The sequence below is a fragment of the Streptococcus sp. FSL W7-1342 genome (genome assembly GCF_037966635.1).
Lineage (GTDB): Bacteria > Bacillota > Bacilli > Lactobacillales > Streptococcaceae > Streptococcus > Streptococcus salivarius_D.
Genome location: NZ_CP150200.1, coordinates 690,012 through 706,144, shown reverse-complemented (window position 1 = coordinate 706,144; position 16,133 = coordinate 690,012). Strand labels below are relative to the sequence as shown.

Sequence of the window (16,133 nt, the reverse complement as noted above, 5' to 3'; positions counted from 1 at the left end):
AGACACTCTCTTAAGAAATACACTATAAACTATCACAACTACTTCTCATCTTTGAAAGGCTAGAACCTTACCTTAGTTTATAAGGAAAGAACCTAAGAGAATGGCACAGAAAAAGTCTGTACCTGGCCCTCAACTATGAAATGCTAAGAGTTAACTAGTATTGCTTTTAGTATAGAATGACTTTGATGCTTCATCAATAGATTGGAACCATTTAATGAGACTCCCTAGTTTCTCAACTTTCACGTATTAAGTTGTAAATAATTAATAACTTTTTTTGCATGATGACTTATTCAAGGGATTGCAGATGTAACGACCACTGTCAGACTATTATGACTAACTCAAAATAGTTTTAAAATCACTAGTTTCAGTCATCACCAAATCCTTAACGAAATCCAAACATGCCATAAAAACCGAGACTACTGTCTCGGTTCATACAGTTTAGAAACGATTAAATTTGACCTCGGCCTTCACCGTCAAAGTAAACCCACCATCCTGGACTCACTTCAACCCAACGGTTGACAGCCATTTCACCTGAATTTGGATCAAAGTAACGAACAACACCGTTCACGCGAACCAAATGACCTTTGATTTGTTTACCATTGTTATCAAAGAGGAGGTTTTGACCATTGATATTAACCATGCCTTTGACAGCATTACCATTACCATCGAAGTAATACCAGCTACCATCAATTTCGTGGAATCGATTACGGTAAAGCTCACCTGAGTTTACATCATAGTAACGAAGGTTGCCATCTACGTTTGCCAAAGCACCTTTGACCTGACGGCCATTTTGATCAAAGTAGAGGTCTTGACCATTGATGTTTTGTGAACCTTTTACAGCCGTACCATCATTATTGAAGTAAGCCCAAACACCTGGTTCGATTTCTGCGAATCGGTTACGAGCCATCTCACCTGAGTTAGCATCATAGTAACGGATAGCACCATTCTCGTTAACAGTGCGCCCTTTAACTTGGACACCATTGTTGTCGAAGAAGAGTTCTTGACCATTGATGTTTTGGTGACCTGTCACACGTTTACCATTACCATCATAGTATGCCCAAACGTTATTACCAATTTGTACGAATTGGTTACGGCCTGATGCATTATTATTGTTATCTGGTTTTGGATCTTGTTTACCATTTGCATTCAAGACACCGTTTTGGTCGTAGTAGAATACTTGACCTCTACGGTTTTGACGATAACCATCACGCAATTGCACACCATTAGCGAGGAAGAAGTATTGTTTACCATCGATAGTCTTTTCTCCGACTGCCATGCGACCTGAGTTATCAAAGTAGTAAACATTTCCGTCGTTATCTTTGATGAAGGCATTCTTAGCATATTGGCCATTGTTATAACGGTATCTTACAGAGAAGAGACGTTTTTCAAACTTACCACTGCCGTCACCATTTTGATTATCTCCATTTGTTGATTGGTTGCTTCCTACTACTTTTGGAAGGCTAACCTTACCGCCATTTGTACCGTAGTAACCGTTGAGGCCATTCTTAAGTACGTACTCTGAGCCACGGTCAAGAATGTTAGTACCATTCATGTATTTAGCAGACCACTTTGTAATCTTCTCATCAGTTGTCATGCGTTTACCAGTAGAGATTTGAACACGGTCAAAGATTTGTGGGTAGAGACGTTTCAATTCATCAAGGAAGGCACCACCATATTTACCTTGGTAGTCATTACCAAAGGTACGTGTTTTAGCAGCGTAGAGGCTATGATCGATGATTGCACCATCTTTAGTTTCACCATAGTTATTAACACGAGTTGCAGTAACCACTTCATCACCTGGAAGGTTGTAGATTTGGTCTGGAACCCAGTCAGCAATCGCTGAGATACCTACAGCGTGGAGTGATTTAAGAGCTGCTTTCAAGTCAGCCAATGAACCGTACTTATTGTCCTTACTCATACCAATATCATAACGGTCTGTAAAGGCATAACCATTTTGGATTACTGAGTCAAGGAAGCTACCGTCATCACTTGAAACGTACTGTGGTGCAAATTCGAATGATGTGATACCCCATGATTTGAAGAGGTTTGCATTTTCAGCAATCTTCTTATTAGTGTATTGTGATGGATTTTGAACGAAGTCTTGGAAGTTAGAGAAACCTTCGTAGATAACTTGTGAATCAAGGGCAGCATTTGATTCGTAAACCAAACCACTGCTGTTCTTTTCTTTACTTGGTGCTACACGCACGTCTTGATTTTCAGAAGCACCTACTGGTACCCAAACGGCAAGGTAACCATCAACTTGAGGGTTACGGATACCACGAATTTCATTTGCACTAAATGTCAAATTACCGTTGCCATCAGTGTATTTAACAATACCGTTAGCATCGCTGTCATTCAAGTAAGTAGCCACACCATCGTTTGTTGTCAAAAGCAATGGACGATAAGCTTGGTTACGGTGAGCCGCACCCATGTTAATTGTCAAGTTGCTTGTCAAACGAAGGGCAGGTTGGTTTGAAACGATAACTGCCATACCTTGGTTACGTGTCTCTGCCGTACCAGTATCAGAAGCACTGTTAGCCCCTGTACCATAACGTACAGATGTCAAGACACCTGCAGCATCCCAACCATTAGTATTACCATAACCGATGTAGTTAACCTTCATATCTTGACCACCGGCTGCATAGCGGATACGGCCTTTCAAGAGGGTTTCGATAGCATCATAATATGGTGATTTTTGAGCCATATATTGACCATCATCTGTGTACATGTCTCCATAGTAAACACGTGGCACAGTGTCCTTATGCGTAAGCATCAAGGCATATGCTGATGGGATGTTATATTGTGTGTATTGCTTGTTAGCACTACGCATGTCTTTGTTGTAGATTTCAAAGGCTTTCTTCATTTCATCAAGCGTGAAGGTATTCCCTGTTGATTGAGGGTTGATTTCATTTTTGATGATTTGACCAATGATTGATTGTACCTCTGAATCGTGAGCACGAACAAAGGCGTAGTTAGCCATGCGTTTAGAGTTTTTACCACTTTCAGAACGGTCATTCAAACTATTTGAAATGAGTGGTTCAACCCCTGAGCGGTTACCAATTGGACGCAAGAGTGAATATACCAATGCTAAGTGCATAGGGTCATCCATTGGCAATTGGGCACCTTTAGTGTCTTCATTGTAATAGGCATCGTTGTGAGACCATGCTTCCAAGATAGACAAGTGTTTAATGGCTTGATCTTGACTTTGATCAGCACCATATTTAGCTTTGAAATAATCTGAAGCAATTTGGAGAAGGTCAGCATTGACATTATCCACGGCATCGACACGAACACCATCGAAGTTTTCATCTTCAGAACCACCAGTAATAGTACCGATGTTCATGATGTAGTGGAGCCAGTTCAACTGCTCAGCCTGAACCGCTGGATTTGAGTTGTCAATATCATTTGCCAACAAGAACTCGAAACCACCGTTACTTGTATCCTTAGTATACTTAGGATTGTGTTTACCTGTTTGACTAGTTGGTGTGCGGTTCAAAAGACGATAATCTGAGTTAGCATGGCTTGTACGACTATCGTTGTTATAGAGAAGGGCACCACCTTGCAAGTGGTCATTATTATCAAGGTTTTCAGAAGTTGAATTCCAACCTGGTTGGGTCTTCACGAAATTTTTGATAGTTGTACGCAACCAGTCAGTGTTACCTTCACGCGCAATACGTTCTTCAATACGCTTTTGAACTTCAAGTGCTGCTTGGTCCATTTGGGTTTGTGAGCTGAATGACGTATAGGTCTGATTGGTACCGAGACCTTGCTCCTTCATGTAGTTGAGGTAGCTCGCTTGGATAGCCTTGCTTGGCCACCAAACTGTAAGCAATGGACGTTTGTCATTTTCAGTTGAGGCAGTCCACTCTTTACCATCTTTCAAGATTTCTTTTGGACGGTACCATGTGTTGGCAGTGAAGTAACCATCAACAAGTTCGATATCTTTATCAGTTGTACCGTAAAAGGCATTTTTATCACCATTTACAGTAACGTTTGTGTTTGTGCTGTCAGCTGATGAACCTGTTCCACCGTTCTTATCGAAACGGTATTCTTTTTGGTTAGACAATTCACCAGTTTCAGCGTTAAAGTATTGGCTTCCACCGATACGTTCAAGAACATAGTTCTTACGAATAGTGCCATCATCTTCAACGTAGTATTGTTTTCCATTAATAGTTTTGATGTGGCTTGGACCATCAGTTACGACATTATTAGTTGCTGGAAGGTCGTTATTTACTACTGTGACAGTATTGTTGGCATTATTTGTATTGCCGTTAACTGGGGTAGCACGACGGCCTCCTGTAGGACCACGGCGAGCACCAGTCGCACGACGTTCAGTTGTCGCTGCGCGATCAGTAACTGTTGTTGTGTCAGTTGTAGTATTGTTATTTGTTGTATCAACAGCTGTATCATTGGTTGCTGTTGTATCGTTTGTAGTTGCCGCACGATCAGTACCGACAGTCGCTACCGTATCAACAGCATTCGCTGCAACTGTATTTGTTGTATCAGTTGTCAAATCGAAAGTTGCTGTTGGAGTTGCTTGGTCAGTTGCGACATCGTTTGTCGCTGCAACTGCTGTAGTTGGATCCTGAGCAGCCGTTGTATCGTTAGATACAGTACCCGTATCAACAGTAATATCGGGGATGGCTACAGTAGCATCCGTATGTTCGTCTGCCTGAACGACACCGTCGTTAGTTCCTAAAGAAACCGCTGAGACTGCACCGAGAGACAAACCTGTCACTGCGATGGTTACCCATTGTTTCTTAACTTTGTGCATTTTATAATGTACTTTTTTGTCCATAATAAAAAGACTCCTTTTTCCCATTTATAGCTTCATTCTAAATCATTGAAAGCTTTTTTTCAATAAGATTCGATAAATTTTCATATTTTTTAGAAAAGTCCTTTTGTTGTTTTAATAATATTAGTTTTTGATGAGTATTTAGAAATATAAAATATTCATTTTTTATCGTTGAGGGAAAGAGAATTGGGAAACTATAGCTATTTAGAATTATTCTTGATAAGCTTTTTTGCTTTTAACCTTAATCCAAGAGAATCTAATGGAAAAAGACCAGATTCTTAAGACTTCTCCTCTTGAAACACTTAAAAACACTAACTTAAGCAATATATCAGGCTGTAGAGATGATGTCTTTTTTAGGATAATTTCTCATACTGAAAATAAATTCTAACTATCTAAGCCATTCACTACTTACGAGCTGTAAGAGGAAGTTATAGATTATCTCATGCGTCAGGAAGAGGTTGAAAATATTACCCTCAAGGCTATTGCCAATGAACTCTTTATTTCTTCTTCTACTGTTATCCGTGCTTGCAAGAAACTAGGTTACCAGACCTATAATGAACTACGGTATGACCTGCGTTTATCAAAAGAACTTAAGAAGAATCAAGCCAAATTAGAACATAACTCCTTTGAACAACTCAAAGAACAACTCCACGTCGAGTTCGAACATACCTTATCCATCCTCTCAGAGCAAGATTTCCAAAGCTTTGCAGATAAGATTCTTGAGGCTAGACGTATTTTCTGTATCGGCGTGGGATCTAGTTACATGCCTATGACCGACTTCAACCGCAAATTGAAACTGATCAACATTTGGACCAACGATTATTTTGAACAATTCAGTATTGAACGTATTAAAGTTATTGTGACACCTCAGGACGTCATTATCGTCTTCTCACTCGGTGGAAAAAGCAAGGATGTCAATAACAGTATCTTACAAGCCAAAAGACATGGGGCAACTGTCTTAACTATTACTACTTTAGGCAATCACCTACTTTCTAAAATCAGTGATCACATGATTTTTGTCTATGATGCCCCAAAAAACGTGAAAATCTGCGTTCGCATTAGATGTTCAATTTGGTTGGAAACTTGTTATTTGAAGTCATTCTAACAGAGCAACAACGTCGCTCATCCAGGTAAAATGTAATACTAAATTAGGAGGTCAGTTAAAGCTGACCTCCTTTTTATTGTTGCTGTTTGTTTTTGAAACTTTCACAACATCTCCAAATCAAAAAACACCTCCTAGCTAGACTGCATATCTAACATGAAGGTGTTTTTTACTGTGCTTATCTGAGCATTGTAAAGACTATTACAATCCTAAAATACTAATAATCTTCGTCCTCTTCTTCATCTTTCTTCCGTTTGGCAAGAAAGGCAAGACCAGTTGCCGTCGCTAAGGCACCGAAGAGTGTAGCTAACGACGATTCAGTTTCTCCAGTCTTCGGAAGTTGTTTGGCTTCAGTATGATCCTTAGGAGACATACTTTCAGAGCTTGAAGCACTAGCTACAGACGTAGGTGATGAATCACTAGCACTGATTGACACACTTTGAGATGCAGAGATACTTGCACTCGTTGAGGCACTCTGTGACGCTGATGTACTTGCGGATTCTGATGCACTTGTTGATGCACTTTGTGATGCACTTGTACTTGCCGATTCACTAGCGCTGGATGAGGCACTCTGTGACGCACTGATACTTGCTGAAGTTGAAGCACTTACTGATAGAGAAATCGAGGCCGATACTGACACACTAATCGAATCAGAAACAATAACACTATTAATATCAACACTGTCAAGGGAGTGGATCGCAGGTTCTCCCATACTTGTGATAACTGAGCTTGATGCCGACGTACTTGCAGACTCACTCGCACTTGTTGATGCACTCATTGACGCTGACGTACTTGCGGATTCAGACGCACTCGTTGAAGCGCTCATGGAAGCCGACGTACTTGCCGATTCGCTGGCGCTGGTTGAGGCGCTTTGCGATGCTGACGTACTTGCTGACTCTGAGGCGCTGGTTGAGGCACTTTGTGAAGCGCTCATGGACGCTGACGTACTTGCTGATTCTGACGCACTCGTTGAGGCACTCATCGACGCACTGGTACTTGCGGATTCGCTCGCACTTGTCGATGCACTCATTGAGGCCGACGTACTTGCGGACTCTGATGCACTCGTTGAAGCGCTCATGGAGGCACTGGTACTTGCTGACTCACTCGCACTTGTTGATGCACTCATGGAAGCACTGGTACTTGCGGATTCACTGGCGCTGGTTGAGGCACTCATCGATGCTGACGTACTTGCTGACTCACTTGCACTTGTTGAGGCACTCATCGAGGCACTGGTACTTGCGGATTCGCTCGCACTCGTTGAGGCACTCATCGAGGCACTTGTCGATGCGCTCATTGAGGCCGATGTACTTGCCGATTCGCTCGCACTTGTTGAGGCACTTTGTGAGGCGCTAGTACTTGCTGATTCACTGGCACTCGTTGAAGCACTTTGCGATGCTGAAGTGCTGGCTGATTCTGATGCACTCGTTGAGGCACTCATTGAGGCCGAGGTACTTGCAGATTCGCTAGCGCTGGTTGAGGCACTCATGGACGCTGACGTACTTGCCGATTCTGACGCACTTGTCGATGCACTCATGGAGGCGCTAGTACTTGCTGATTCTGATGAGCTAGTTGACGCACTCATGGAGGCGCTAGTACTTGCTGATTCACTGGCACTCGTTGAAGCACTTTGCGATGCTGAAGTGCTGGCTGATTCTGATGCACTGGTTGAAGCGCTCATGGAAGCACTTGTACTTGCAGATTCGCTAGCGCTGGTTGAGGCACTCATCGATGCAGACGTACTTGCTGACTCACTTGCACTTGTTGAGGCACTCATCGAGGCACTGGTACTTGCGGATTCACTCGCACTTGTTGAAGCACTCATCGACGCTGACGTACTTGCGGATTCACTCGCACTTGTTGAAGCGCTCATCGACGCTGACGTACTTGCGGATTCGCTCGCACTTGTTGAGGCACTCTGTGACGCTGATGTGCTGGCTGATTCGCTCGCACTGGTTGAGGCGCTCATCGACGCTGAAGTACTTGCAGATTCACTTGCACTTGTTGAAGCGCTCATCGACGCTGAAGTGCTGGCTGATTCGCTCGCACTCGTTGAGGCGCTCATCGACGCTGAAGTACTTGCAGATTCACTTGCACTTGTTGAAGCGCTCATGGATGCCGACGTACTTGCCGATTCACTGGCACTTGTTGAGGCACTCATCGATGCTGACGTACTTGCCGATTCGCTCGCACTTGTTGAAGCGCTCATGGATGCCGACGTACTTGCGGACTCTGATGCGCTCGTTGAAGCACTCTGTGACGCTGAAGTACTTGCCGATTCACTGGCACTTGTTGAAGCGCTCATCGACGCTGATGTGCTGGCTGATTCGCTCGCACTTGTTGAGGCGCTCATGGACGCTGACGTACTTGCAGATTCACTTGCACTTGTTGAGGCGCTCATGGACGCTGACGTACTTGCCGATTCACTGGCACTTGTTGAAGCACTCATCGATGCTGACGTACTTGCCGATTCGCTCGCACTGGTTGAGGCACTCATTGAAGCACTGGTACTTGCGGATTCTGATGCGCTCGTTGAAGCACTCTGTGACGCTGAAGTACTTGCCGATTCACTGGCACTTGTTGAAGCGCTCATCGACGCTGATGTGCTGGCTGATTCGCTCGCACTTGTTGAGGCGCTCATGGACGCTGACGTACTTGCAGATTCACTTGCACTTGTTGAGGCGCTCATGGACGCTGACGTACTTGCCGATTCACTGGCACTTGTTGAAGCACTCATCGATGCTGACGTACTTGCTGACTCGCTGGCGCTGGTTGAGGCGCTTTGCGATGCGGACGTGCTGGCTGACTCACTGGCGCTGGTTGACGCACTCTGTGACGCTGAAGTACTTGCCGATTCACTTGCACTTGTTGAAGCGCTCATCGACGCTGATGTGCTGGCTGATTCGCTCGCACTTGTTGAGGCGCTAATCGACGCTGAAGTACTTGCAGATTCACTTGCACTTGTTGAGGCGCTCATGGACGCTGACGTACTTGCCGATTCACTGGCACTTGTTGAAGCACTCATCGATGCTGACGTACTTGCTGACTCGCTGGCGCTGGTTGAGGCGCTTTGCGATGCGGACGTGCTGGCTGACTCACTGGCGCTGGTTGACGCACTCATGGACGCTGATGTACTTGCTGACTCGCTGGCGCTGGTTGAGGCACTCATGGAGGCTGATGTACTTGCTGACTCACTCGCACTTGTTGAGGCGCTCATGGAGGCAGACGTACTTGCTGATTCGCTGGCGCTGGTTGAGGCGCTTTGCGATGCGGACGTGCTGGCTGACTCACTGGCGCTGGTTGACGCACTCATGGACGCGGACGTACTTGCTGACTCGCTCGCACTTGTTGATGCACTCATGGAAGCACTGGTACTTGCGGATTCACTCGCACTTGTTGAGGCGCTCATGGATGCACTTGTGCTTGCGGATTCGCTTGCACTTGTTGAGGCGCTCATTGAGGCAGACGTACTTGCTGACTCACTTGCACTCGTTGAAGCGCTCATGGACGCTGAAGTACTTGCCGATTCGCTAGCGCTGGTTGAAGCACTCATCGATGCTGACGTACTTGCGGATTCGCTCGCACTTGTTGAGGCACTCTGTGACGCTGAAGTACTTGCAGACTCTGAAGCACTCGTTGAAGCGCTCATGGAAGCCGACGTACTTGCTGACTCACTTGCACTCGTTGAGGCGCTCATCGATGCTGAGGTACTTGCGGACTCTGAAGCACTTGTTGAAGCGCTCATCGATGCTGAGGTACTTGCAGATTCTGATGCGCTCGTTGAGGCACTCATTGACGCGGACGTACTTGCTGATTCACTCGCACTCGTTGACGCACTCATGGAAGCCGACGTACTTGCGGATTCTGAAGCACTGGTTGATGCACTCATGGAGGCGCTAGTACTTGCTGACTCGCTCGCACTTGTTGATGCACTTTGCGATGCTGAAGTGCTGGCTGATTCTGATGCACTTGTTGAAGCACTCATTGAGGCACTGGTACTTGCGGATTCACTAGCACTTGTTGACGCACTCTGTGACGCTGAAGTACTTGCAGATTCACTTGCACTGGTTGAAGCGCTCATCGATGCTGAAGTACTTGCAGATTCACTGGCACTTGTTGAGGCACTCATCGATGTTGAAGTACTTGCTGACTCTGAGGCGCTGGTTGAAGCACTCATGGAAGCACTTGTACTTGCAGATTCGCTCGCACTTATTGAGGCACTCTGTGACGCGGACGTACTTGCCGATTCACTGGCACTTGTTGAAGCACTCATCGATGCTGACGTACTTGCTGACTCTGAAGCACTTGTTGAGGCGCTCATTGAGGCCGATGTACTTGCTGACTCGCTCGCACTTGTTGAAGCGCTCATCGATGCTGATGTGCTGGCTGATTCACTCGCACTCGTTGAAGCACTCATCGATGCAGACGTACTTGCGGATTCACTGGCGCTGGTTGAGGCGCTCATGGACGCTGAGGTACTTGCCGATTCACTGGCGCTGGTTGAGGCACTCATTGACGCTGAAGTACTTGCAGATTCACTTGCACTTGTTGAAGCGCTCATCGACGCTGACGTACTTGCAGATTCTGAAGCACTCGTTGAAGCGCTCATCGATGCAGATGTACTTGCAGATTCTGAAGCACTCGTTGAAGCGCTCATCGATGCTGAAGTACTTGCGGACTCACTGGCGCTGGTTGACGCACTCATGGACGCGGACGTACTTGCTGACTCACTTGCACTTGTTGAGGCACTCATCGAGGCACTGGTACTTGCGGATTCGCTCGCACTCGTTGAGGCACTCATCGAGGCACTCATGGATGCTGATGTACTTGCGGACTCACTCGCACTTGTTGAGGCACTCATGGATGCTGATGTACTTGCGGACTCACTGGCGCTGGTTGAAGCACTCATGGATGCTGATGTACTTGCCGATTCACTGGCGCTGGTTGAAGCACTCATGGATGCTGACGTACTTGCTGACTCACTCGCACTCGTTGAGGCGCTCATCGACGCGGACGTACTTGCCGATTCGCTCGCACTTGTTGAGGCACTCATGGATGCTGACGTACTTGCCGATTCACTGGCACTTGTTGAAGCACTCATGGATGCTGATGTACTTGCTGATTCACTGGCACTCGTTGAAGCGCTTTGCGATGCTGAAGTGCTGGCTGATTCTGATGCACTGGTTGAAGCGCTCATGGAAGCACTTGTACTTGCAGATTCGCTAGCTCTGGTTGAGGCACTCTGTGACGCGGACGTACTTGCGGATTCAGACGCACTCGTTGAAGCGCTCATGGACGCTGACGTACTTGCTGACTCACTCGCACTTGTTGAGGCACTCATGGACGCTGACGTACTTGCTGATTCGCTGGCGCTGGTTGAAGCACTTTGCGATGCTGAAGTGCTGGCTGATTCAGATGCACTCGTTGATGCACTCATTGAGGCCGAGGTACTTGCTGACTCGCTCGCACTTGTTGAAGCGCTCATGGATGCCGACGTACTTGCCGACTCTGAGGCGCTCGTTAATGCACTTTGCGATGCTGACGTACTTGCGGATTCTGACGCACTTGTTGAGGCGCTCTGTGACGCTGAAGTACTTGCCGACTCACTGGCACTTGTTGAGGCACTCATGGATGCTGAAGTACTTGCTGACTCTGAAGCACTTGTTGAGGCACTCATGGATGCTGAAGTACTTGCTGACTCTGAAGCACTTGTTGAGGCACTCATCGATGCAGACGTACTTGCCGATTCGCTCGCACTTGTTGAGGCGCTCTGTGACGCAGATGTACTTGCGGATTCTGATGCACTTGTTGAAGCGCTCATGGATGCCGACGTACTTGCGGACTCTGAAGCACTTGTTGAAGCGCTCATGGATGCCGACGTACTTGCTGATTCGCTGGCGCTGGTTGAAGCACTTTGCGATGCTGAAGTGCTGGCTGATTCAGATGCACTCGTTGATGCACTCATTGAGGCCGAGGTACTTGCTGACTCGCTCGCACTTGTTGAAGCGCTCATGGATGCCGACGTACTTGCGGACTCTGAGGCGCTCGTTGATGCACTTTGCGATGCTGACGTACTTGCGGATTCTGACGCACTTGTTGAGGCGCTCTGTGACGCTGAAGTACTTGCCGATTCACTGGCACTTGTTGAGGCACTCATGGATGCTGAAGTACTTGCTGACTCTGAAGCACTTGTTGAAGCACTCATGGATGCCGACGTACTTGCTGATTCGCTGGCGCTGGTTGAAGCGCTCATCGATGCACTGGTACTTGCGGACTCTGAAGCACTTGTTGAAGCACTCATCGACGCACTGGTACTTGCGGATTCGCTAGCACTCGTTGAGGCACTCATTGAGGCCGAGGTACTTGCCGATTCTGATGCGCTAGTTGAGGCACTTTGCGATGCTGAAGTGCTGGCTGATTCAGATGCACTTGTTGAAGCACTCATGGAAGCTGATGTACTTGCGGATTCGCTCGCACTTGTTGAAGCGCTCATGGATGCCGACGTACTTGCGGACTCTGAGGCGCTCGTTGATGCACTTTGCGATGCTGACGTACTTGCAGATTCGCTGGCGCTGGTTGAGGCACTTTGTGACGCCGACGTGCTGGCGGACTCACTTGCACTCGTTAATGCGCTGTGTGAAGCTGAAACACTTTCAGAGGTTTTTTCCGATTCACTTGTGGACACACTTTCCGAAGCACTGGTACTTGCTGATTCCGAGGCACTCGCTAAGGCACTCATTGATGCTGATGTTTTTGCGGATTCACTGGCGCTGGTTGAGGCTGACATACTATCCCTATTAGGGGTAACTGTATAGGGTACCTCCAATTCATAAGTGCTACTTAGGCCTGTCCCGTCAGGTAAGGTTGTAAATCTAACAGAATAAGTGAATTGTCCAGGAGTACTAATATCTGGTAAGTCTGAGCTGACAAAATTTGCAGATAAGATGGCCGATTGTGAAACCGAATCTGCACTATACCATTCACTTGGCGTATAGCTATTATAATAATCCTCATCATCAACATCTTGTTCAAATGTATGAGAAACACCCTTCACCTCAATAACTTTATGTTTAAGAGTAGTTGTACTCACCAACAACTCTGAACTATTTGAAGTTGTCCCATAACGACCAACATCATAGGTTCGGGTAATCGTATAGTTAAATTCACCTGCCGTTGCTGTTGACAATGGTAGAGTTGTCGTTGTTTCAGATGTAGAGTTATTGGTCCATTTGGTTGTGTAAGATTGGTCTGTCACATCAGATGAGAGATACGCATCTGCATTTGAACCATTGTGAAGATTTTGACCTTTAAAATCATAAATAGGTGTTTTAGCCTCAATCTTAGGTAAAACCTTATAATTCACATTAACGGTTTGCACAGAACCGTCTGAATAGGTTACTTTTGCAACAGCTGTTTGATTCCCCGAAGTAGTCGTTGAAATCGGTGTTGACCAAACCAGACTATAACCAGAGGCAGCAGGTGTTGTACTTTCATTTGAAGCAACCGTCACAAATTTACTTACATCAGAAAGATCCGAAGCTGTTTCACCCTGCAACGTGTACACAGTTGTTGCTTTGGCAGAGGCTGTGTAAATTTCGTTTTGTCTGATTTTATGGAAAGCATAGGTAATTCCTTGGTTACCCGTAACAACTTTCACAGTGTTACCAAAAAGATAGCCCTTAGCCGTAGAAACGTTTGTCGCTTTTAGAGTATAACCACTAATAGCAAGGTATTCTCCCAAATCTACATTTGTTCCAGGAGTTTTCTGAATCAACACTTCATCTTTTCCAGGAATCTCTTCCCCAGTGTCTGCATCGATGAATTTCACTGTAATGTAGGCACCCTGAGCTGAATAATCAAACTTCTCCAACTGGAATTGCTGTAAATTATAACCGGAACCCGTCGACCCAAAGAGGGCAAAGGCCATTTCATCAGGATAACCCGCATTTTGCAAGAGGCTTCTGCTCTTATTCTCGTTTTTTATGACACTTGCATTTGGATGTCCAAGAACTTCCATGTCACCATTAACAGCTATGGAATCATAGTTTAGATTCATAGACCAAGTTTGTCCATTATAGGTGACCGTCATCACCTTGGTATCCCCATCATAGACAACCTTATAGTCCTTCAATGAATTATCTGTTGGGCCTTCCCCATTTAGCTTCTTAATGGTACGGATAACAGGGTAAACAGAACCCTTGGCATCATTTCTAGATCCATTATAGTTATAAGTAAAGCCTCCAAAAGCTCCCTTTTGATACCCTGAATACTTAGGATCGGCTGAAGCTTTATTATTCGGTAATGGGTTACCCGTATTATGCCAAGTATCTAGTTTGAAACCGAAAGAACCTTTGAGGTTATCTCCTCCCATCCCAAGACTGGCACCTGATCCATTACCGTTGGCATTTCCGATTTCTCCGATGGCACCTGTTGAGAATACCGCAGCGATTCCATCGCCACCATCATGACCGTTTTTAGGGCGCCCTTCATAAGCCTCTCCGAGGTTGATTTTTCCTGTGAGAGTGAAACTTTCGTTCATATCAATCTTCGTGTTCAGGGTATAGGCACCTGCCTGACTTGGCGCACTTGGCGTCAAGGTCAAAATCCCATTACTTAAAGAGGCATCTCCAGTTGTTTTAAAGTAGGTGGATTGATTCTTATTGGTTACAATCAAATGCGCCTTAGGATCATAGGTTGCATTTCCCAGTGAAGCGTTTGTATCGTAGGATGCACGTAAGGTATTGGCAGCAGTAATCCGTGCTCCATTCCGGTAATCACGAGCACCAGAACTTGCGCGTAACACTGTATTGACCACAGTATTACGTGTTCTAGTAGCTTCAGAGATAAGGGCGTTGAGGTCAGCGTTTGGATCTGTCAAAGCATTTTGAATCGCTTCAATCGTAGTCTTTCCTTTTAGAAGGGCACTTTCCGCCCCTTCACGATTGCCTAGTCTTCCTAGATAAGTTCCAATTTCAGTAGACAGTGAGTTAAGCTTGGCTTCTTGCTCTTGACGCTTCTTATCCGCCTCAATACTCACCGCCACAGCAGTATTAGCTACTGCTGTAGCTTCTGAGGTAACCTCTGCTGCTTGTACTGAGACTGTCGGTACTGACGCTCTTGTTGTTAAATCTGACGAACGTGATGTCTCATTGGTATCTAAGTCTTCTGAACGCATTGAGTCTGCACCACTCTCAGACCCCGTCTGGCTCGTAGCAGTAACTTGACTACTTGATGTCTCACTGTCATGCCCTGTCGCCTTTGAACTACTCATTGAAACTGAAGTAGACTCCGAAGCTTTCTGTGAAGCCGAAGCACTGGTGCTGGCTGACTCACTCGCACTTGTCGAAGCTGACGTACTAGCAGAGGTTGAGACTGAGGTCGAAAGGCTCGCTGATACTGACGCAGAAGCCTGATGACTTGCTGATAGCGATAGTGAGACTGAATCTACTGAGTTTGATACTGAATCTGTGGCTGAGGCTGACTGACTAACTACATCTCCTCTGACTGCAGATTCTGTAATAGCTCCAGAATGACTCAAAACTGCTGAATCAGAGGCCGCCAAAACATCTGTCGTCGGACTAACCGTATGCTCTACCGCTGATGGACTTGTTGCTTCATCAGCTTGAACCACATAAGTCGCTACTCCTCCACCTAGTAGAGCTCCTGTTGCGGCTACTCCCTTTAAAAGTCTGTCACTTGTGACTAAAGGTACTTCTTCCTCAACTTGATGAACTGATACAGATGACGCATCCACACGACCACTTATTATCTTAAAAAGCCCAAAGTGGGAAGTTGCGGCACGTAACCAATGTTTCCCTGACTTTACCAATTTAAAACGTGTCACACGATCAGTTTCTCGGTACTGACCCTCATTTCTTCTAAAAAACATATATACACCTTTTCATTTTTAGCTAGTTTATTAGCACATTACTGTCTATTTTATCATATCCTTAACCAAAAAATCTAATATAGTATCTTATTTTTTGAATTTTTTTATCGTCCTTTCCTACATTGCTTTTACAAGTCTAAAAAAGGGTAATTTCCCCAGAATGATAACAATGAAAAGGTAGCAATAGAATATGACATCTCTCGAAAAAAATGATTAAGGAAAATTCCTCTTGGTAAGATTAATAAAAATTCTGATTTTTCCAATCATATCAGATAAATACTTCTTTCTAAAGTTTTCATCTTAATATCACTAGACAGCAAAAAAACACCGCCCTTATTTAACAATGTACT

The 16,133-nt window shown here is 45.5% G+C and carries 3 protein-coding genes; 1 reads left to right on the top strand and 2 read right to left on the bottom strand.

Annotated elements, in window-relative coordinates; translation table 11 throughout:
- Positions 1 to 448: 448 nt before the first annotated feature.
- Positions 449 to 4,798, bottom strand: a complete 4,350-nt coding sequence (locus tag NSQ79_RS03185) for a glycoside hydrolase family 70 protein (RefSeq protein WP_118057980.1) — start codon at positions 4,796 to 4,798, stop codon at positions 449 to 451.
- A gap of 439 nt (positions 4,799 to 5,237) precedes the next feature.
- On the opposite strand from NSQ79_RS03185, the gene NSQ79_RS03180 reads away from it, so the two are divergent.
- Positions 5,238 to 5,900 (top strand): MurR/RpiR family transcriptional regulator, encoded by a 663-nt coding sequence (locus NSQ79_RS03180; RefSeq protein WP_013990283.1) that lies wholly within the window; start codon positions 5,238 to 5,240, stop codon positions 5,898 to 5,900.
- 214 nt (positions 5,901 to 6,114) lie between these two features.
- Here the strand turns inward: NSQ79_RS03180 and NSQ79_RS03175 are convergent, their stop codons facing one another.
- Positions 6,115 to 15,783 (bottom strand): accessory Sec-dependent serine-rich glycoprotein adhesin, encoded by a 9,669-nt coding sequence (locus tag NSQ79_RS03175; RefSeq protein ID WP_339313979.1) that lies wholly within the window; start codon positions 15,781 to 15,783, stop codon positions 6,115 to 6,117.
- Between the last annotated feature and the right edge of the window lie 350 nt (positions 15,784 to 16,133).